Origin of the sequence: Acinetobacter sp. SFA (assembly GCF_001647535.1) — a bacterium.
Classification (GTDB): domain Bacteria; phylum Pseudomonadota; class Gammaproteobacteria; order Pseudomonadales; family Moraxellaceae; genus Acinetobacter; species Acinetobacter pecorum.
Genome location: NZ_LSZI01000016.1, coordinates 112,387 through 133,092, shown reverse-complemented (window position 1 = coordinate 133,092; position 20,706 = coordinate 112,387). Strand labels below are relative to the sequence as shown.

20 protein-coding genes are annotated in these 20,706 nt (G+C 45.0%); 8 read left to right on the top strand and 12 right to left on the bottom strand.

Going from position 1 to position 20,706, the window contains the following annotated elements:
- Positions 1-63 precede the first annotated feature (63 nt).
- On the top strand, positions 64-2,238 hold the full coding sequence (gene ovoA / locus AY607_RS07410; RefSeq protein WP_064102223.1) for a 5-histidylcysteine sulfoxide synthase: 2,175 nt from the start codon (positions 64-66) through the stop codon (positions 2,236-2,238).
- 43 nt (positions 2,239-2,281) lie between these two features.
- Here the strand turns inward: ovoA and AY607_RS07405 are convergent, their stop codons facing one another.
- Complete coding sequence (locus AY607_RS07405) at positions 2,282-2,530, bottom strand: DUF2789 family protein (RefSeq protein WP_064094877.1); 249 nt, start codon at positions 2,528-2,530, stop codon at positions 2,282-2,284.
- Between the two features lie 160 nt (positions 2,531-2,690).
- Positions 2,691-3,341: an HAD family hydrolase gene (locus AY607_RS07400; RefSeq protein ID WP_064102222.1), complete on the bottom strand. Its 651-nt coding sequence runs from the start codon at positions 3,339-3,341 to the stop codon at positions 2,691-2,693.
- 182 nt (positions 3,342-3,523) lie between these two features.
- Here AY607_RS07400 and AY607_RS07395 point away from each other — a divergent pair, with 182 nt between their 5' ends.
- The 3 genes from AY607_RS07395 (at position 3,524) to AY607_RS07385 (ending at position 6,942) form a co-directional block, all read left to right on the top strand.
- Entirely contained in the window at positions 3,524-4,006 is a 483-nt protein-coding gene (locus AY607_RS07395; protein WP_064094879.1) for an RNA pyrophosphohydrolase, read from the top strand.
- A gap of 89 nt (positions 4,007-4,095) precedes the next feature.
- On the top strand, positions 4,096-6,393 hold the full coding sequence (gene ptsP, locus AY607_RS07390; protein ID WP_064094880.1) for a phosphoenolpyruvate--protein phosphotransferase: 2,298 nt from the start codon (positions 4,096-4,098) through the stop codon (positions 6,391-6,393).
- Positions 6,394-6,441: 48 nt separating this feature from the next.
- Positions 6,442-6,942: a hypothetical protein gene (locus AY607_RS07385; protein ID WP_064094881.1), complete on the top strand. Its 501-nt coding sequence runs from the start codon at positions 6,442-6,444 to the stop codon at positions 6,940-6,942.
- On the opposite strand, the gene AY607_RS07380 is transcribed toward AY607_RS07385, so the two are convergent.
- Positions 6,939-7,118 (bottom strand): hypothetical protein, encoded by a 180-nt coding sequence (locus AY607_RS07380; protein ID WP_004729442.1) that lies wholly within the window; start codon positions 7,116-7,118, stop codon positions 6,939-6,941. The two genes, AY607_RS07385 and AY607_RS07380, sit on opposite strands and share 4 nt — an antisense overlap.
- A 621-nt stretch (positions 7,119-7,739) precedes the next feature.
- Here AY607_RS07380 and AY607_RS07375 point away from each other — a divergent pair.
- The 3 genes from AY607_RS07375 to AY607_RS07365 all read left to right on the top strand — a co-directional run bounded on the left by AY607_RS07375 (position 7,740) and on the right by AY607_RS07365 (position 10,186).
- Positions 7,740-9,260 carry a catalase gene (locus AY607_RS07375; protein WP_064094882.1) on the top strand — a complete coding sequence of 507 codons (1,521 nt, stop codon included), beginning with the start codon at positions 7,740-7,742 and terminating at the stop codon, positions 9,258-9,260.
- Positions 9,261-9,357: 97 nt separating this feature from the next.
- Positions 9,358-9,801: a thiol-disulfide oxidoreductase DCC family protein gene (locus AY607_RS07370; protein WP_064094883.1), complete on the top strand. Its 444-nt coding sequence runs from the start codon at positions 9,358-9,360 to the stop codon at positions 9,799-9,801.
- On the top strand, positions 9,782-10,186 hold the full coding sequence (locus AY607_RS07365; RefSeq protein ID WP_064094884.1) for a DoxX-like family protein: 405 nt from the start codon (positions 9,782-9,784) through the stop codon (positions 10,184-10,186). The genes AY607_RS07370 and AY607_RS07365 overlap by 20 nt, the downstream gene beginning before the upstream one ends.
- A 3-nt stretch (positions 10,187-10,189) precedes the next feature.
- On the opposite strand, the gene AY607_RS07360 is transcribed toward AY607_RS07365, so the two are convergent.
- The 9 genes from AY607_RS07360 to hcaE all read right to left on the bottom strand — a co-directional run bounded on the left by AY607_RS07360 (position 10,190) and on the right by hcaE (position 19,280).
- On the bottom strand, positions 10,190-11,245 hold the full coding sequence (locus AY607_RS07360; RefSeq protein WP_064094885.1) for an MBL fold metallo-hydrolase: 1,056 nt from the start codon (positions 11,243-11,245) through the stop codon (positions 10,190-10,192).
- A 418-nt stretch (positions 11,246-11,663) separates the two neighbouring features.
- Positions 11,664-12,599 (bottom strand): cation diffusion facilitator family transporter, encoded by a 936-nt coding sequence (locus AY607_RS07355; protein WP_064094886.1) that lies wholly within the window; start codon positions 12,597-12,599, stop codon positions 11,664-11,666.
- A gap of 185 nt (positions 12,600-12,784) precedes the next feature.
- The gene (locus tag AY607_RS07350; protein ID WP_064094887.1) at positions 12,785-13,693 is read right to left on the bottom strand and encodes a DMT family transporter; all 909 of its coding nucleotides are present in this window, start codon (positions 13,691-13,693) and stop codon (positions 12,785-12,787) included.
- Positions 13,694-13,983: 290 nt separating this feature from the next.
- Entirely contained in the window at positions 13,984-15,213 is a 1,230-nt protein-coding gene (gene hcaD, locus AY607_RS07345) for a 3-phenylpropionate/cinnamic acid dioxygenase ferredoxin--NAD(+) reductase subunit (RefSeq protein ID WP_064094888.1), read from the bottom strand.
- A gap of 4 nt (positions 15,214-15,217) precedes the next feature.
- Positions 15,218-16,183 (bottom strand): 3-carboxyethylcatechol 2,3-dioxygenase, encoded by a 966-nt coding sequence (locus AY607_RS07340; protein ID WP_064102221.1) that lies wholly within the window; start codon positions 16,181-16,183, stop codon positions 15,218-15,220.
- Positions 16,184-16,253: 70 nt separating this feature from the next.
- Positions 16,254-17,069 (bottom strand): 3-phenylpropionate-dihydrodiol/cinnamic acid-dihydrodiol dehydrogenase, encoded by an 816-nt coding sequence (hcaB, locus tag AY607_RS07335; RefSeq protein WP_064094890.1) that lies wholly within the window; start codon positions 17,067-17,069, stop codon positions 16,254-16,256.
- 2 nt (positions 17,070-17,071) lie between these two features.
- Positions 17,072-17,398 (bottom strand): 3-phenylpropionate/cinnamic acid dioxygenase ferredoxin subunit, encoded by a 327-nt coding sequence (gene hcaC, locus AY607_RS07330; RefSeq protein ID WP_064094891.1) that lies wholly within the window; start codon positions 17,396-17,398, stop codon positions 17,072-17,074.
- Positions 17,398-17,916, bottom strand: coding sequence for a 3-phenylpropionate/cinnamic acid dioxygenase subunit beta (gene hcaF, locus AY607_RS07325; RefSeq protein ID WP_064094892.1), 519 nt, complete (start codon positions 17,914-17,916; stop codon positions 17,398-17,400). The genes hcaC and hcaF overlap by 1 nt, the downstream gene beginning before the upstream one ends.
- The gene (gene hcaE / locus AY607_RS07320; RefSeq protein ID WP_064094893.1) at positions 17,913-19,280 is read right to left on the bottom strand and encodes a 3-phenylpropionate/cinnamic acid dioxygenase subunit alpha; all 1,368 of its coding nucleotides are present in this window, start codon (positions 19,278-19,280) and stop codon (positions 17,913-17,915) included. Before hcaE ends, hcaF begins: the two co-directional genes overlap by 4 nt.
- A gap of 278 nt (positions 19,281-19,558) precedes the next feature.
- Between hcaE and hcaR the strand changes: the two genes are divergently transcribed.
- Positions 19,559-20,467, top strand: a complete 909-nt coding sequence (hcaR, locus tag AY607_RS07315) for a DNA-binding transcriptional regulator HcaR (RefSeq protein ID WP_064094894.1) — start codon at positions 19,559-19,561, stop codon at positions 20,465-20,467.
- The last annotated feature ends 239 nt before the right edge of the window (positions 20,468-20,706 follow it).

Genomic DNA, 20,706 nt, shown 5'->3' with positions numbered 1-20,706 from the left:
AAGACAATTCCATTCTTTTGCGATGCAGAAGGATGCTTAAAACTATTCCATGGAGCCTGACGGATGCAGCTCGATTTTGCCTTAAAACCCCATTCTAAAGATAAAAAAAGTACCAGCAGCCCATGGCTTTCGGCTAAACCGATGCTGCTACCCACGCCGGCGCTTGATTTTGCCGATGAACAGACCGCCCGACAGCACTTACGTGAATATTTTCTGAATACTTTTGACACCTATGAGCAACTGTTTGAATGTCTCAAGCATGAAGATACTTTTTTCATGAAACCGATTACCTTACGTCATCCGCTGATTTTTTATTTTGCGCATACTGCCACTTTTTTTGTCAACAAACTGCTGCTCAGCAAACTGATCAGCGAACGCCTGAATCCGCATTTTGAAAGTATTTTTGCAATCGGTGTGGACGAGATGAGCTGGGATGATCTGGATAAAGTACATTATGACTGGCCCAGTGTGCAGGAAGTCCGCAATTATCGTCATCAGGTGCGTGCCCTGATCTTGAACATTCTTGAACATGCCCCATTGACTCTGCCCTTAAACTGGCAAAATCCCTGGTGGACCATCATCATGGGCATTGAGCATGAACGGATTCATCTGGAAACTTCTTCCGTACTGATCCGCCAGCATGCTCTGGAACATGTACGCCAGCATCCGCAGTGGCGTGCCAATATCATTACCGGCATGGCTCCGGATAACAGCTTGCTGCCTGTGCCTGAAGGTGAGATCCATCTAAAGAAAGATTTTAACGATCCATTTTATGGCTGGGACAATGAATACGGCCAGCATAAAGCGCAGGTAGCGGCTTTTGCAGCTTCCAAATATCTGGTATCCAATCAGGAATTTCTGGCTTTTGTCGAAGCTGGTGGCTATCAGATCGAACACTACTGGAGTGAAGAGGGTTTAGGCTGGCTGCAATTTTCCCAAGCTGCTTACCCCTGTTTTTGGCGCAAAACTGAATCGGGCTGGTCACTGCGACTGATGCTGGAAGAGGTACCGATGCCTTGGGATTGGCCTGTAGAAGTGAATTATCATGAAGCCAAGGCCTTTTGTGAGTGGAAATCGCAACAGCTGGGGAAAAATATTCGCTTGCCGACTGAAGATGAATGGTATCGCCTGTATGCGGTTTCAGACCTGGATCCACATTTACCAAGTCCTGAACAGGCCAATATCGAGTTGAAGTACGGCACCAGCTCCTGCCCGGTCGATCATTTCAAGCAGGGCGATTTTTATGATATTCAGGGTAATGTCTGGCAGTGGACTGAAACCCCGATCTATCCATTTCAGGGTTTTCAGGTGCATCCGTTTTATGATGATTTCAGTACACCGACCTTTGACGGTCGCCATAACCTGATGAAAGGCGGCTCCTGGATTTCGGCAGGCAATGAAGCTTTATATAGTTCCCGCTACGCCTTCAGACGGCATTTCTTCCAGCATGCCGGTTTTCGCTATGTCGCCTCTGATCAGGCACTGCAACATTTCCCTTCAAACTATGAAAGCGACCAGCTAGTCTCCCAATATCTGGAATTCCAGTATGGCACCGAATATTTTGGTGTCACCAATTTTGCCAAAACACTGGTCCATCTGGCGCAACCCTATTTTCAGCGAACGCCGTGCCATCGTGCCTTAGATATTGGCTGTGCCACCGGTCGCGCCAGCTTTGAACTGGCACACTATTTTAATCAGGTAACCGGTCTGGACTTTTCTGCTCGCTTTATCCAGCAGGCAGTTTATTTGGCCCAAGGCGACAGGGTACGTTATCAACTGCCACTAGAAGGTGAATTAAGCGAAGAAAAAAGCTGCTCACTTGAAGATGTCGCTTTGGATCAGTTTGCATCTAAAACGGAATTTTTTCAGGCTGATGCCTGCAACTTGAAAGCACATTTTAGCGGCTATGATTTTATTCTGGCAGCGAATCTGATTGACCGGTTACACCATCCGAAAGACTTTTTGGCGCAGATTCATGAGCGTATCAATATGGGGGGTATTTTAATGCTGAGCTCGCCCTATACCTGGCTGGAAGAACATACGGCGCGTAGTGAATGGCTGGGCGGTTTTCAGCAGGATGGGGAAAATATTACGACCTTGGCCGGTATGACCAATATCTTAACCCAGCACTTTGAATTGATGGCCGAACCCCAGGATGTGCCTTTTGTGATTCGGGAAACGGCCAGAAAGTATCAACACACGCTGTCACAAGTCACCCTCTGGAAAAGGATTCGCTAAAAGTGATGACCTAAAAAAGCCAATCATAGGATTGGCTTTTTAATTATCCTTCAATGGTTGAGTTTTCATGTAAGGATTCATTGAGTTGATCCACCACAATCGCCCATTCGCCATCAGAGGCTATTTTCTCGCTTAAAAATTGACGTTGTGCTTCTGACCAATACGGCGCATCCAGTAAAGTCAGGTCTTTATGCAATTGATGCTCGTGAATAAATGTTGCAATACCTTCTGCACTGGCATCCAGGCCAAGCTGTTGGAACAGATGTGTCATACGCGGCCGAACGTGAGTCATATCTTATACCTCAGAGTTTACTATTGTTATCATGTCCTGTTGTTTGAGCATAGCATGCCTGATTCGGCCGGACTGTAAAAAACATTAATATTCCATTGAGGCAAATAAAAAGCACAACCGAAGTTGTGCTAAATAAATCACATTAATAAAGCTGGACTAGTTAGATCGACCAGTCCTGTATTTCCCAACCCTGCTCCTTCGCCAGAGTTTCCAAACGCTCATCCGGATTGACGGCAATGGCATGATCCGCATATTCCAGCAAGAAACGATCATTAATTGAATCTGAATAGGCCCAAGACTCGGTTACGTCACGGCCTTCCAGCCACTGTTCCAGTCGCACCAGCTTGCCTTGCTGATAGCACGCGGTATTGATGACTTTACCGGTATATTTCCCATCAATGACTTCAGCATTGGTGGCAATAATTTCAGTAATTCCGAATTCACGAAAAATCGGTGCGGTAATAAAGTCTGAAGTCGCGGTAATTCCCACTAAGGCATGCCCTGCTTCACGGTGGCGCTCAATGGCTTTAAAACCTTCAGGACGCATTTGTGGACGAATGACTTTTTGCATGAACAGTTGATGTAATTCAACCAGATAATCATTGTCATGTTGGGTCAGAAACTGGAATACAAATTCATTATAGGCATAAGGATCCAGCTGGCCTTTTTTATAATCATCATAGAACTTGTCATTCATGGCGCGATGCTGAACTGGATCGACCAGGCCCTCACTGACCAAAAATTCTCCCCAGGAATGATCCGAATCCGTGTTTAACAAGGTGTGATCGAGATCAAATAGCGCCAATTTCATGAAAATACTCGTTAAAACTGAAATTTAAGAAAAAAATTGTAAATCTATCTCCGCTAGTCGATAGAAATTCGTTAAGATCATAGCAATTTTAACATTTTTAAACTTTGCTTTTTTCGAGTTGGATAACGAAATAATGCTCCCCGATGGCAAAGGCATAAATTAAACAATTTTTAGGTAGCCAAATGATCGACTCTGAAGGTTTCCGACCGAATGTCGGGATCATTTTGGCAAACGATGCTGGACAGGTTTTATGGGCAAAACGCATTGGTCATAATGCATGGCAATTTCCACAAGGAGGTATCCAGTATGGAGAAACCCCTGAACAGGCACTCTATCGTGAGCTGAGAGAAGAAATTGGCTTACTGCCCGAACACGTCCAGATTATTGCGCAAACCAAAGGCTGGTTGCGCTATCGTTTGCCGCATCGATACATTCGTACGGATTCCGATCCGGTCTGTATTGGTCAAAAACAAAAGTGGTTTTTACTCAAACTGACGGCCCCAGCACAGAATATTCAGTTGAATCTGTCTGATCCGCCCGAATTTGATCAATGGCAATGGGTCAGTTACTGGTATCCACTTGGTCAAGTCGTGAATTTCAAACGTGATGTTTATCGTAAAGCCTTGGTGGAATTGTGTCAGCAACTTCCACAGCAAAAACCTTAAAAAATCGCATAAATAATGCAGATTTTTTACTTGGCTATTGTTATAAATAAACTTAATTACTGAAATTCTGAATTGATGGAGCAGACCTTATGTCGAATATGCAACTGGACACCTTGAGACGTATTGTTCAGGAGATCAATGCGTCCACCAGTTTGCATGAATCACTCGACATCATGGTCAATCATGTAGCCGAAGCCATGCAGGTTGATGTCTGCTCGATTTATCTCCTCGATGAACGCAATCAACGTTATCTACTCATGGCGTCTAAGGGCCTGAATGCGGAATCCGTCGGCCATGTATCCTTGCAGACAGGGGAAGGGCTGGTAGGACTGGTAGGCCAGCGTGAAGAAATTGTCAATCTGGACAATGCTCCTAAACATGAACGGTTCCTGTTTTTGCCAGAAACTGGTGAAGAACTTTATAACTCTTTTCTTGGCGTTCCAGTCATGTACCGTCGCAAGGTCATGGGCGTACTGGTTGTCCAAAACAAGGAGCCACAGGATTTTTCCGAAGCTGCCGAATCTTTTCTGGTTACGCTCTGTGCCCAGCTTTCAGGCGTAATTGCGCATGCCCATGCGGTCGGCAATATTGATGTATTCCGTAAACCGAGTAACCTGCCTGCCTATAAAACCTTTCAGGGGGTTTCCGGTTCAGGGGGTATTGCCTTAGGCCGTGCAGTGATTCTTTATCCGCCAGCGGATCTGACTGCCGTACCGGAACGTGAGGCCGATGATATCAGTGAAGAACTGATGTTATTGGATAGCGCACTGAATTCAGTCCGTGAAGAAATTCAGTGGCTGGATGACAAGATGCAGGATGCACTCATGGCTGAAGAGCGCGCACTGTTTAGTGTATTCTTGCGGATGCTGGATGAAAATGCACTGCCTGCAGAAATCAAGGCTTTTATCCGTGAAGGTCACTGGGCACAAGGCGCGGTGCGGATTGTCATTGACAATCATGTGGCACAATTTTCCCAGATGGAAGATGATTATTTACGTGAGCGGGTAGCAGACCTGAAAGATCTGGGCCGGCGTATTCTGGCCCGTTTACAGGAAGCAGATGCCAGTCACCGTGAACTGACCGATGAAAGCATCCTGATTGGTGAAGAAATTTCGACGGCGGCACTAGTTGAATTACCGGTAGATAAAATTGCCGCGATTGTCACCACTGAAGGTGCCATGAACTCGCATATGGTGATTGTGGCACGTGCCCTCGGTATTCCGACTGTGGTCGGCGTAACCGAACTGCCAATCAATACCCTCGATGATGTGGAGATGATTGTCGATGCGCATCAGGGCCGGGTCTTTATTAATCCGCCACGTCGCCTGCGCAGTCGCTATAAAGAAATTCAAAAAGAAGAAGAACAGATTGCTAAAGATCTGCGCCAGTACGAAACCAAAGATGCGATTACCCCGGATGGCATAGCGGTAAAACTATTCGTCAATACCGGCCTGATGATTGATGTAGTCCGTGGTGTGCAACGTGGTGCCAAAGGCGTTGGCCTATACCGCTCTGAAATTCCGTTTATGTTACGTGACCGCTTCCCAGGTGAAGAAGAACAACGTGCGATTTATCGTCAGCAGCTCAGTCACTTTGCCAATAAACCGGTGGTGATGCGAACGCTGGACATTGGGGCCGACAAAGACCTGCCATATTTCTCGATTGAAGAAGAAAATTCCGCACTCGGCTGGCGTGGTATTCGTTTTACCCTGGACCATCCGGAAATTTTTTCTTCACAGATTCGCGCCATGCTCAAAGCCAGTATCGGACTGAATAACCTGCATATTCTGCTGCCGATGGTGACCAGTGTCAGTGAAGTCGAAGAAGCGCTCTACCTGCTGGAACGTGATCATGCGGCGATTCAGGAAGAGGAACAGGTCAAGGTAAACAAGCCTAAACTCGGTATTATGGTGGAAGTTCCCAGCGTGCTATATCAGATTGATGAATTTTCCGAACTGGTCGATTTCTTCTCGGTCGGCTCCAACGATCTGACCCAATATCTGTTGGCCGTCGACCGTAATAATCCACGGGTGGCCAATGTCTATTCACACCTGCACCCTGCAGTAATGCGTGCCCTGACCCGTCTGGTGCAGGACTGTCATCGCAATGAAAAACCGGTCAGTATCTGCGGGGAAATGGCGGGTGATCCGCTGTCTGCCGTTTTACTCATGGCCATGGGCTTTAATACCCTGTCGATGAGTTCAAGTAATATTCTGCGGGTTCGTAAAACCATTTGTCATGTTCCGATGAGTGATGCACAGGAATTGCTACAACATGTGTTAAAAATGGACAATCCACTCATGGTAAAAAGCTGGTTAGAATATTATTTCAGAACTCATGGTCTGGGAGATATAGTGAAATCAGCCACGCGTATGGTAGGTGCTTAATACGGGGCTTTTCCAGCCCCCTCACTCTCGACATTGGTGGAGGTGGTTATGGAATTTCTGGTCATTCTGTTCATGGTAGGTGTAGTGTTCTATATTGTTATTATTGCACCTGCCTTAAAAGCCCGAAAAAATACTGATGATTCGTATTCATCTCGCTCCCGCCCTGCCAGCAATCGGACCAGCAACTCTACCGAACGGCCTAAAATGTCGCCACTACTGGGCATTGAAATTTCGGCATCGCAACGACGGCGTTTAGGCCGACATGACCCGTCCGTGATGGCCGCCAAACTTTATCAGCAACAAAAACATCAATTTGCCAGTTTTCAACAGGCCAGGCCGCAGCCTCATTCCCCTCACCCTGAAGCGCCTGTTCACACCAGACTACATAAACTTTTCAGTGATTTAATCACGGATGAATCTTCAACCCAGTCCCGTCGTCCAAATCAATATTCACAAACCCGTCGTACCCGGCCAGTCGCCCCGCTTTCTCCACTCAAATCCAACCCCAAACAGCCACCACATCGCCCCCAACCACCTTATAAACCTTAAGCTGCCATTAAAAAAGGGCGATCTTCCATGGAATATCGCCCTTGTCTGTGCTTGTTGTAGCCTCGTTTTGCATTTTTCTTTCGATCTACAAAGACCTGGCTTTTGTTGACTTCATGCATGTGTTTTGCCACAAAATTATGGATCACCACCTGCTCGGCTGTTTTCTTCTTGGCCATCTTGCTCTCTATATCATTTGGAGGAAGGAGTGAGATAATTATAAGGCTGACTGATTAATTTTCAAGCATATTTGCCAATGCTTTTTTTAAAAAAAAGTTCATTTAGACAGAATTTTACATGAGGCAAAAATGAGGGCTATAACCAGAACACCTTATTATTTTATTCATCATTTTTATGCTTTCTTTCAGCCGAGCAAGACCCAGTCAAAAACCATTTAAAATAAAATAGTTATAAAATTTATTTTAAACAATGCTCTACAGTTATTATCTTAATCTTTGGTTAAAAATATATTATGGACTTAGATATTGTTATTTTCGTTTAATCCCATTCATTATTCGAATTATGCAAAATAAGTAGAATTTGATATTGTCAGAGTGCAGAAAAGTCGTTACTTTTCAAAAAGTAAACTTTTAATTTTCAATATATTAGTCTTCATTGACCTTTAAAATCCTATTTGAGTAACTTTACTCAATCATATCCTGTGAATCCCATTTTGGGCCTTAACAGTATTTATATAAAAATATTGAAAATAGAGTAACACCTCATGCCCTTGGCAAATTACTCAATATTTTGTGAATACTGAATAGAGACTACAAAATATTCAAAACTTGGAGAGAAAGATGAGCCAAGATTTTAAAAAATGTCCTGTTACCCACCTGACTACTGAGGCTGGGGCACCTGTAGTCGACAACCAGAACAGTATGACGGCAGGTGCGCGTGGACCTTTACTTGCCCAGGATTTATGGCTGAATGAAAAACTGGCCAACTTTGTCCGCGAAGTGATTCCAGAACGTCGTATGCATGCCAAAGGTTCCGGTGCTTTTGGGATCTTTACTGTGACCAACGATATTACCCAATATACCCGCGCTAAAATTTTCTCGGAAGTCGGCAAAAAAACCGAAATGTTTGCACGTTTCTCAACAGTGGCAGGTGAACGTGGCGCCGCCGATGCAGAACGCGATATTCGTGGTTTTGCCCTGAAATTCTATACTGAAGAAGGTAATTGGGATCTGGTCGGCAACAATACTCCAGTATTTTTCCTGCGTGATGCCCGCAAGTTCCCGGACCTGAATAAAGCAGTCAAACGTGACCCGAAAACCAACAAGCGCAGTGCCACCAATAATTGGGATTTCTGGACATTACTGCCTGAAGCCTTTCATCAAGTGACTATTGTCATGTCAGACCGTGGGATTCCGGCCGGCTACCGTCATATGCATGGTTTTGGCAGTCATACCTTCAGTTTTATCAATGCCAATAATGAACGTTTCTGGGTGAAATTCCATATGCGTACCCAGCAAGGTATCCAGAACCTGACCGATGCTGAAGCTGAAGCCTTAATCGCTAAAGATCGTGAAAGCAGCCAGACCGACCTGTTTGATGCCATCGAACGTGGTGACTATCCAAAATGGAAAATGTACGTTCAGATCATGCCGGAACTGGAAGCTGAAACAGTGCCTTATCATCCATTTGACCTGACCAAAGTCTGGCCGAAAGGCGATTATCCACTGATTGAAGTCGGTGAATTCGAGCTGAACCGCAATCCGGAGAACTATTTCCAGGATGTGGAACAGGCCACCTTTGCACCAAGCAATCTGGTACCAGGTATCAGCTATTCACCAGACCGTATGTTACAGGCACGTTTAGTGAACTATGCCGATGCAGCGCGCTACCGTGTAGGAGTAAATCATTCACAGGTTCCAGTCAATGCGGCACGTTGTCCTGTACATTCGAACCGCCGTGATGGTCAAGGCCGCATGGATGGCAACTATGGTTCATTGCCGCATTACGAGCCAAACAGTTTTAGCCAGTGGCAGGAGCAGCCGGAATTCAGGGAACCGCCACTAAAAATTACCGGAGATGCCGATTTCTGGGATTTTCGTGAAGATGACAGTGATTACTTCAGCCAACCTCGTGCCCTGTTCAATCTAATGAATGACCAGCAGAAACAGGCGCTGTTCAATAATACGGCTAGAGCAATGGGCGATGCCCTGGATTTCATCAAATACCGTCACATCCGCAACTGTTATCATTGTGATCCCGCTTACGGTGAAGGCGTAGCACAAGCACTGGGGATGACTGTAGCAGATGCTCAAGCGGCTCGTGAAAGCGACCCAGCCAAAGGGCTACCTAGTTTCATCTAAGCCACTTTAGATATGTATAGAAAAACTACCTTCGGGTGGTTTTTTATTGCGGTATCCAGCACTATAGAAGCAAGCTCATACAAAAAGAAATACCAGAATGCATCCAAATATTGAAGACATCATTCAACAGCACGACATCATTGTGTTTGATGCCGTTTGCGTGATCTGTAATGGCTGGGCACGATTTTTAATTCAATACGATAAAAAAATACAGTTTAAACTGGTCTCTGCCCAATCTCCTTTAGGTATTGCCCTGCTTGAGCACTATCAGATGTCCACTGAACATTGCACCACCATGCTTGTCATCCGAGATGGCACACTGTATACCGAATCGACTGCATTACTGAAGGCGCTGCAGCATCTCGGTTTTCCATTTAATTTAATGAGCGCAGGTTATTTGGTTCCGCGTTTTATCCGGGATTTTCTGTATCGTGTGATCGCTTTAAATCGCTACACGCTATTCGGCAAAACTGAATATTGCCTGATCCCCTCCGGCGAAAATAAACGCCATTTTCTGGAAAATGCGCTTCGTGAATCCTAAGCCCGTTTTCAATCAGGTACTGTGTAGCATTGGGCTAAGTTTGGCAATGCTCTGGTTCTATCAAGGACTGATTCCAAAAATTCTGTTCCAGTCCCCTGCTGAAATCACAATCTGGCAAAATATGGGTTTTGAGCTGGCATTTGCCAAGACCTTGGTGGGCTTTTCTGGGGGATGTGAAATGCTGTGGGGTGTATGCTTTCTGAAATGGAACAGATCAATTCTATTGCATGGATTAAATATAATGGGACTTGCAGGATTACTGCTGCTGATTGTACTTACCGCACCTTTACAACTCACTGCGGCATTCAATCCCGTGGTGATGAATATCGCCATGCTCATGCTTTCTGTAGTGGCTATTCAACTCATTTGGCAAGAACAAGCATAGCGTTTAGACAATAATCCGTTTGCCTTCACGTATGCAGTAAAACGGATTAATTAACTTGGAGGAATGCTTGATAATCTCATGCAAGTCATGCTCTGGTGCATCACGGTCTTCATCAGTCAGCTGAAAAGTGCGGTAATGAATGGCCAGTGAGCATTTGGCCTGCAAATCGTGATGGGCATGATAAGCATCTTCCGGATTCATGTGAATCGCGCGCATCAGTTCACGTGGCTCATACGCACCAATTGGCAGCAAGGCGATCCGCGGCGCACCTAAACGTTTGCGGATTTCTTTAAAATGTGAGGCATAGCCACTATCTCCGGCAAAGAAACAATGCTCCTTGCCATGCAATAAAGAAAAACCTCCCCAGAGGGCACAGTTCTGATCGCGTATGCCGCGCCCAGAAGCATGTTGCGCCGGTGTATAGACAATCCTGATCTCTTCAAAAAAGGCGTTTTCCCACCAGTCCATTTCATGCACGGTATAATGTTCTGGCAAATACCAAGCATTGCCCAGTCCTGTATAAATCGGCATCTGAAAAGTCGTATGCAGCCATTCCAGACTGGCCAGATCCATATGGTCATAGTGGTTATGGCTCAGCAACACAGCATCAATATGGGGTAGTTCATCCAGGGCAATACCTGCCGGAATGACGCGCTGTGGCCCGGTAGATGCAGAAGGACCAGCATATTCGCCCCAGACCGGATCGGTCAGGAAATTATAAGGTCCAATCTGAATGAGTACGGTGGCATGACCAATAAACCAGATTTGCCAGTCATCTAGGGGAGCATCAGGACGATGCTGCGGCAAAGCACGTGGACGTGCAAAAAACTCGGCACGCTCCTCATCAAGGTTGACTTGCCAGGTACTGGATTTTCGGGTAACCAGCCATTTATATAAATCAAAACGACTGCGCGATAATGGGGAATATTCCAGATTATGAAAGCGTTGACCATCAAAATGATCGGAATGCAGATACTCAAATACCGGCTTAGACCAGACATGTTTCCAGCTGGACTGTGTGGGTAACTGAAATTTTTTAGTTTTAAAAAAATCTTGCATAAATATCCACTATTTATTATTCGTTATATGCAAGTTAGCTACCGCTTGAAATCGTCAAGTGCAGCAGCGTTTAAATGAGCATACAAACTTAAAACAGGCGCGTAGCAATATAGTATGAAATCCAATATCGTTAATCATGTATGTTTTTGTTATTTTTAATAAAAACACCATGTAAAAACCTTTCAGCTTATAAAAGTAACAGATTATAAGAAAAATACTGCTCGCAACCTTCTGCCTAAACATACAAAATGATGCCAAACCCCTTTAGGCTCATTTTGACAAAGTCATGACTCCTATGGGTAACTTTCTGACAGAGTGCATCTGCTCCCCAGACGAGGATCAGTTTCATCAGCTTAAGCATACCCGAGAGACATGCTGAAATCAGAAAAAATGGGCTCAAGCGATTTTTTTATATGAGTTATACACGGCCTAAGGTTCGCTCCAACCATACGGCCTTGGTTTGTGGCTTTACAAACAGGGCAATAATTTCCGGGTGCAATTGTTTAATCTGGGTCTCGATCCTGTTTACACAGGCTTCAATTTGATCGGATGTTAAATCATCTTTAAATTCCAGACTTAAGGATGCAATGACTTGATGCGCGCCCATCTGTTCCGTTAATACCCCGTTGGCACTAAAAACTGCAGCATCCTGTTGCGCAATATTTAATACATTTTCCCGCAGTTTAGGATCCGCAGTCTCACCGAGCAACAGGCCCTTGGTTTCACGTGCCAAAAACCAGGCCGACACCGCAAGCACCACCCCAATTAAGATTGAGGCCACCCCATCCAGTTCGGGAATATTTAGCTGATGAGCAAGAAAGATACCGACCAAGGCAATCACCAAGCCGATCAGTGCAGCAGTATCTTCAAATAAAACGGTAAAGGTAGTTGGGTCCTTACTCCGTCGAAAGGCTTCAAAATATCCCATATTTCCTTTTTGTTTACGAAATGTTTTTAGTGCCACTGACCATGAAAACCCTTCACATAAAATGGCTATGCCAAGCACGATATAGTTGATCATAGGATTCTGCATTTCTTCAGGCTGGATAATGTGATAAATACCCTGAAAAATAGAGACAATGGCACCCAGTGCAAATACCAGCAATGCCACAATAAAAGCCCAGAAATATAGTTCACGCCCATAACCAAACGGATGTTTAACGTCTCCAGGTTTTTTGGCTTTTTTCATTCCATATAACAGCAGAATTTCATTCAAGGTATCGACTACCGAATGAACAGCCTCACTCAGCATTGCAGAACTGTTAGTAATATAGGCTGCGACAAATTTAACGAGGGCAATCGCCAAATTGCCGAACATGGCTGCATAAACGACAATTTTATTGGATTCAGACATCTTGACACTGTCCCAAATAATCTTGATCAAGCTTTATTGATCTTATGTCTTGCATCTTAAAGTGTTTTGACTACCGAGTTGTTTTACAAATTGTTGTTTCGTCGTGATGGTCTAGCATTTCCAGTCTGCTTTTGGAAAATATCTAGACCTAATAAAAAAATTTTCCCTTTCCCTTCATGGAAGGGTTAGTGTCTGGAAAAATATTGCTCACGCCATTCTTTAGAGAAATACAGGATAATCCCGAACATCACCACAGCAACACCCGCAAAAGCATGGCTGCTGATGATTTCATTATTCAATGTAGCCCCCAGTACCAAGGCAATCACTGGCGTCATGACATTACTGAGAGAGACTGTTGAAGCGGCCAGACGACGAATCAGCCAGAAATAGCACAGCATCGCCACAATCGAAGACAGAATCATGGTAAATATAAATCCGATGATGGCATGGCTGCTTGGCATCTGGGTTGGAAAATGCTGCCAGATAAATGGAATCAGTAATAAAGAACCCAGCGCAGAAACCAGCAGCGAACCCGTGGCTTGCGACATTGGCTTTAATGGTGCATTGATCTGTTTAACCCAGAAGATCGAACTGATATAGGACACCATACTGATCAGCATCAGTACCACACCCCATGGGTTAATCTTGCTGTCTGCCGAGTCAGCGAAAACAAAACACAGGCCACCTACTGCAATTGCCATACCAAGCCACTGTACCCAGATCAGTTTATGAGTTTTTAAAATCACATGACCGATTAAACCGGCAATCAATGGCGAGAATCCAAAAATCAGCGCCATCAGACCTGACGTTAAATAGTTGGCAGCCAGATAAATAAACAATTGTGCCCCAATTAAATTAAGACTACCTGCCACATAACTTTTTAATGACGTTTGATCAAATGGCAATGGGTTACGCATAATTGCCAATAAAACCAAAGCAATGACACAGGCACCAAAATAACGAATCACCAGCACCCACATCGGATGCACTTCAGCCACACTCCAAACAATGGCCAATGGTGTGGCGGCCCAAATGAGCACCAACAAGGCATAAATGCTGGCTGTTAAAATCATGGGAGATGAGTTTGAATTCATATACAACTCAATTAAATATAATAAAAAGAATTAAACCAAAAGTTCTGTTCAAATCCACGATTAGCAATATTACAAGCGGCATGGATGCCGCTCGAGCGTTTGGGATACAAGGAAGTATCCTCAAACGCTCAAAAGATTTTTGTTACTTTTCATCTTTGAAAAGTAAGACACACCTGCACAAAGTAATTAAACGTCGCAATATAAATAGTGATCATGCCAAAACAATAAATAAAGTAGCCATAAAAAAGCAGACCCAGGTTGCCCGAGGTCTGCTCCTTTGTAAACCGAGATTACTTCACAAGCTTACGAAGATCCTGGCTAAGATCCAGATATTTGTCTGCTTCAAATGCAGCCTGCTTGCTGATCAGCTTTTTCAGATGACGCATTTCTTTAGCAGCATTCACCGTGATACCACCAACGATCACACCGTCAGTCACACCAAACATCACGAATGAGGATTCAGCGCGAAGTTCTGGATTGATTTCACCACGAACCTGCCATTCAGCTGCAGCCATATCGCCAACAAACTGGTAGTTGATATCCAGTTGGTCTGTCCAGAACCATGCTGGATTGGCCACTGGATGCTCGACACCCATCACATGACGTGCAAAGATGCCTGCTTGCAGGTTGGCATTTTCCCAGGTTTCTACACGACGGTGGTTACCACAGTCACGTAACTGAGTTGCTACGTCACCCGCAGCGTAAATGTCTGCATTTGAAGTCTGGCAGTTTTCATTCACTTTAATTGCAAAATCAACATCCAGACCGGCCTCTACAGCCAGCTGTGCATTTGGCACAATACCGATACCGTACACTACAGCATCAGCCCGAAGTTCTTCACCACCTTCAAGGGTAATCACAACTTCTTCACCATCCAGCTTGCAGTCTGCAATCTTGGTTTCCAGACGAACGTCAATTCCGGCCAGACGCTGTTGCTCTAACAGGAACTCGCTCAGGATACGCGGCGAGCAGCGACCCATGACCATAGGACCCATTTCAATTACAGTTACCTGACAGTCCTTGAAACGTGCAGAAGAAGCCAGTTCCAGACCGATCACACCACCACCGATCAGGACAATACGACGGCCTGCTTGAAGTACAGGAACCAGTGCCTGTGAATCTTCCAGGTTACGCAGGGTATAAACATGCTTACCTAGTGCATCGAAGTTTGGCAAACGGCGTGCTGCACCACCAGTGGCAAGTAACAGTTTGTCATAAGCAACAACGTCACCATGTTGAAGTTCAACCGTGTGGGCTTCAGCATTGATTTTTGCAACGCCATTACCACGGATAGTTGTTACGCCAAGTTCAGCCAGTTTTTCTTCTGACAGAATTTCAATCTTGGTTTCTTCAGGTTTTAGAATCACGTCTTTAGACAGTGGTGGACGCTCATAAGGCAGATGCGTTTCATCACCGATCAGAATGATTTTGCCTTCGTACTTGTTGCCACGAAGTTCTAAAATCGCACTTGCACCTGCCTGGCCAGCACCTACAATTACGATAGTTTCGATGTTGCTCATGTCATTAACCTTTTAACTCTGCAGATACGATGCCAAAGCCCGCGATCCATTCACTGATTTCTTCATAGCAATGTGTTGTCATGTCGTATTCGCCCATCTCGCTTAAAGCAGCAAAAGCAGCCATCCACGAACGGACTTCCTGGCCACCACGACCACCATCACGGCGGATTTCAGCTTCAGTCATCGCTTCGAGTGCAGCAAAATCGGCATTCTTGAATTTTTCCAGCAGTGCAATATCCCATTCTGCATTGAGAGGAACTGCAACAGAGATATCCCCTGCTGCCAGTTTCTGGCCCACAGCAATGATTTTCGCTTGACGCGCTGAACGTGCTTCCGGAGTCGGATGACGACCGGCAATCAGAAACTCTTCCACTTCTGGTGGTACTGAACCCATTTGCGGTGTAGGTGGATCATGTGACAGACCACCTGTACCTAAAACCAGTACCCGCTCATTTTCAAGGTTTAAAGACTTGATGTATTGACCGACTGCACGACCCAAAGCGATGGTACGTTTGGTGGTTGGCATTGGAGCTGCAGCACCATTAATAAACACAGGAATGGTTGGATAACGGTCCAACTGACCTTCGCACAAGAAATGCAGTGGCTGAGTCACACCATGGTCGGCCTGCATACGGTAGGAGTATGCCACGTCCACACCCTCGTCCAGTACACGACGCACCATCGCCAAGGCTTTGTCTTCTGGTACATCGATATGGTCATTGTCTTTACCATAATCCCAGTCACCTGCCGCTTTGGCACGGATACCCACACAGAAACTTGGCATCAGGTCATAGAAGAAACCATTGAAATGGTCAGGACCGAAGGTAATGATTAAGGTTGGGTCGTAAGCTTTCACTTCAGCTGCAAGTTGGTCAAAAGCTTCGCGTACTGCGACTTCCTGACGTTTTTCTTGTGGGGAAGCAAATTCCATTAAGGGGCTGTGCGATGCACAAATGAGTTTAACGGCCATGAGAGACTCCTGAAAAGGAAAGCAGCCTTAGAACAGGCTGCCGATAAGTCCATTTGATTCAGACTAGATTTTATTCGTCAAAGAAACCGGCACGTGGCTGACGCAAGCCCCGGATACCCAGACCACATTCTGCATTGATCAGAACACCGGTCAGAGGACGGTTATTTTGACGAGATGCCAACAGCACGTATGAACCTGTCATATCTTCCGGTTCAGGCAAGAAGTTCAGTGGCATGCCACGTGCGATTTTCTCAGGATCGCGTGCATCCAGCAGACCAAGATTTTCCTGGCCTAAAGATGCAGCACCCTTGATATTCACATTCATACCTGATGGTGCAACAGCGTTCACTCGTACTTTAGGCGCAAGCTCGTAGGCCAGTTCTTTCATAATTCCGACACCGGCATGCTTAGATGCAGTATATACAGGGCCTCCGCCAGCGGAGTACAGTGCTGAATTAGACAAAGTAAATATGATAGAACCTTCAGAAGCGATCAATGCATCCAGTGCAGCCTTCGCACCGAGGATCAGAGATTTGGTATTAATCCCCATAATCTCGTCAAAGGCTTTCTCTAGCTGCTCGCCTGAGGTATTGACGATATCTGCATAATGATCCCAGATACCGGCATTGCCTACGAAGCAATCGAGTTTGCCATAACGTTCCACAGTTGCCTGAACTGCACGAACGTTATCTTCATAGCTGGCCACATCACCTGCGATCGCAAGCACGCGGTCACCAAAATGTTCTTTCAGTGCATCAACTTTTGATTGTGAACGCTGAAGAACGGCAACTTGTGCGCCCTCTTCCAGGAAACGTTCAACCAATGCCCAGCCTAAGCCTGAACCACCACCGGTAATAAGTGCAACTTCGCCTTGTAGCCAACCCATGATTACTCTCCTGCCATCTCTACAAACAATTGACCATCTTCAACAATCACTGGGAAAGTCTGGATTGGATCAGTCGCTGGTAAGCAAAGTGCTTGACCTGTTTTTAAACAGAAACGTGCTGCATGAAGTGGACATTCAACAGTACCGTCATCTTCCAGATAACCTTCAGACATTGAAGCGTTACCGTGTGAGCAACGGTCGTTCATTGCAAAGAACTCACCACCGTTGTTGAATACTGCCAGCGCATCGATACCGTTTACGCCACAATCTACTTTCAATGCTTCGCCTTCGTCTAATTCGTCAACTTGGCATACAAAAATCTTATTCATTAGAAGAACACACTCAGGTTATGTGAACTGTAAGTAACTTGGTCAAGCATGATCTTACGGTTGAAAATCTGGAAGCCTAGGCCACCCTCAACTTTACGGATCTTGTCATGACGTTTACCACAGTAAATCACGACGTCTTTCTCTTTTTGCGTGCGGTACAACAGGTACGTTACGTACACGTCATATTCGCCTTCAACTTCAGTGGCTTCAACAATCACGTTAGAAACCATATGAGTTGTACGTGACGGAGGCTCTTCAGCCCAAGCCATACCGGTCTCAAGACGAGCCACACGACGCTCTAAAAGATCTTTCGTATCATTGAACACCCAAGTGGTAGGTGGTTCAACTGAACGACGACGGTCACGGGTTTGTGCGTTTGGTGTGGTACGTAGCGTGTAAGAAATGTCTTCAGCTAACGTGTCCAACCATTCGCGGAATTTCCAGTCGTCAAGCAGCTTTGCTTCACGGTAAAGGAACTGGCTAATTTGATGATGAAGTTCTAAGCTGATTTGACTCATTTCATAAGCTCCTTCTCATATTCGTCAGCCGCTTTTTCCACGTCTTCCCATTTTTCATGGATCAATAAATCTGCCCAGCGGCGGTACATACCACGTGCTGCAGTTTCAGAGAAAATGTAGTTGGTGATACCTGGGATACCATCTTCACGTACTTTCTCGTTACCTTTACCCATTTCCATAATGAGTTTGTTTTGACGCGCTTTGTAACCACGTAAAACTTTTTGAATCTCGATCCAGTTCTCAGAGTCATCTTGCTCTAGGAAACCAGCAGGACCAAAAGCACGTGTTGCAGAACGTTCAAATGCTTCCTTCACTTCTTGAGATGCTTCAGCGTCCGCAATACAGAATGCCCAAACTTCAGTTTTGTTTGGACCACGTGGGTGCCATACGCGAAGTGTTGCAGTACCGTTCAACCAAGACAATGTTGGGAACATGGTGTTGTGACCTGCAAGACGCAGTGCACGAGTCTCGCCTAGGCGCTCTTTTACTTCTTCGTAAGTTTCACGGAAGTAGTTGGCCACTTCACCGTCAACCCAAACGTTTGCGTCTGGTTTCTCTGTGAAGAAGAAGCCTGAACCATGGCCACGTGAACCGTACTGGATTGCATCTTTGGCAGTTTCCCAAACAGGACGAGCAGTTTGCGCAGCACCTAATTTCTTAGATGATTCGTCGTCTGGTTTCGCACCAAGCACTTGAATTGCAGATGCGTGAGAGAACAATGCGTGGTATTGGTCAGATGCGAACTGTTCAGCTGCAAATTTCCAGTTACACTCGATTTCCCACTTGTGGACACCACCGATGATTTCTGTACCACCTGGACGACGGTCAACAACGCCATCTAGGTACCAGGCGATATCGCCCATGTATTCTTCTAGATCTGGAGTTGTTTCATCCCAGCATCCGAATATCAGGCCTTTGTATGATTTAACACGGTTAACTTCCACCAGACCCCATTGCTCTTTACATGCGCCTTGTGGGTAAGCACGCTCTTCAAGCGGGATGTCTTTTAAAGAACCGTCAATACCGTAAGACCAGCCGTGGTACGGGCATGTGAATGCACGTGTATTCCCACAGTCTGCGAAGCTCACACGCATTGAGCGGTGACGGCACTGGTTTAAGAATGCTTTGATTGAGCCATCTTTTTGACGTGCCACGATGATCGGATCTTCACCCATGTAGGTGTTGAAAAAGTCACCAGCCTTAGGAATCTGGCTCTCATGACAAAGGAACAACCAGGTACGGCCGAAAACGCGTTCAAGTTCTAATTCGTAAATATCTGGATCTGTATAAATAGATGGAGTGATACGTCCATTTTGTGCATCGACTAAAGCGTCGATTTCACGCACATCAATTTTTCCACTCATGAAAATCTCCTGTGACCCATCAAGGCACAAAGTAAATAGACTCAATTCGAATGGATAATGGATTTTAGGCGGGATTTGGGGAAATATTTTTTTTGTTTCAATTAATAGCTTAAAGCAATTATTAAGGACGTGGATTTTTATATTAAAACATCCATTAATCCTTTCAGAGCATTTAGTTTATGAATGGCAAAATAATCTTCACGACATAGTTATTTATAGATTATACTTTGATGAAATTATAGTAAGACATTTTTTGGATTACTCTTTGGGTTGATGACATGGAATTACGACACCTCCGCTACTTTATTACCGTTGCTGAAGAACTGAACTTTAGCAAGGCCGCACTTAAACTTTATACGGCTCAACCCTCTCTTAGCCAGCAAATCAAGGACCTGGAAGAAGACGTCGGCGTAAAGCTGTTGAACCGAACCAAACGTAAAGTGGAGCTGACCGAAGAAGGTGCCGTATTCCTGGAACAGGCTCGCCTGACCCTGGCACAAGCAGACAAGGCCGTTGCCATGGCGCGTCAGGTGTCACAGGCCAAGCAGCAAATGCTCCGGATTGGCTTTGTTCCAGTAGCCGAAATGAAAATTTTCCCGTATATCTTGCCTAATCTGCGGGTGCAGAATCCGGATTTAAAAATTGAACTGCTCAGTCTGAACAACAATGAGCAAATGCGCCTGTTAAAAAAAGGTGATCTGGATCTGACCTTTACCCGTCATAATTTCAATAGCGATGAAATTGAAAGTCAGTTCGTGATTCGTGAACCGCTGATTTTCCTGCTACCCAAAGACCATCCGCTGGCAAAATATGACCGTATTCCAGTTAAGGCATTGAATGGTATTGATTTTATCATTCCATCAGCAGAGCAGTCTTTTACCTTGCACCATACAATTTTGGATTTTGCCAAGGCTAACGGCATTGAACTTAATATTGTCCAAAAAGCTGACAATATCCTGTTTAATATCAACTCGATCGGTATCGGATTGGGGTGCACGATTTTACCTGGTTATATCGCACCGCTGACTATGGAAAATACTGTGATTCGCCCTCTGGACGTAGAGCTGCCATATTTGGACCTGTATGTCAGTTACCACAAAAACAATAAATCCTATGCAGTCAGCAAATTTCTTGAGCTTCTGACCCGGGTGTTCTATCTCGATATTAACCGCAACGAACAGAATTAAACTCCTTCTTGGTTAAGCATATGTCATTCGAATTTTGGTAGACATATGCTTTTTTCGTTTTATTATTTTTTGCTTAAAGATTTATTTTTAATTCTATTTTTTGATAAGGACTGCTTGGCGAGTACTTAAGTTTATAGTTTAGCCCCGTCCAATCATGCATCTTTTTCACTCTAAATGTGCTCCGTTTACAACTTAAGTCTAATAAAACTTAATTCAGGTTTTTCTCGGTTTAAATTCAA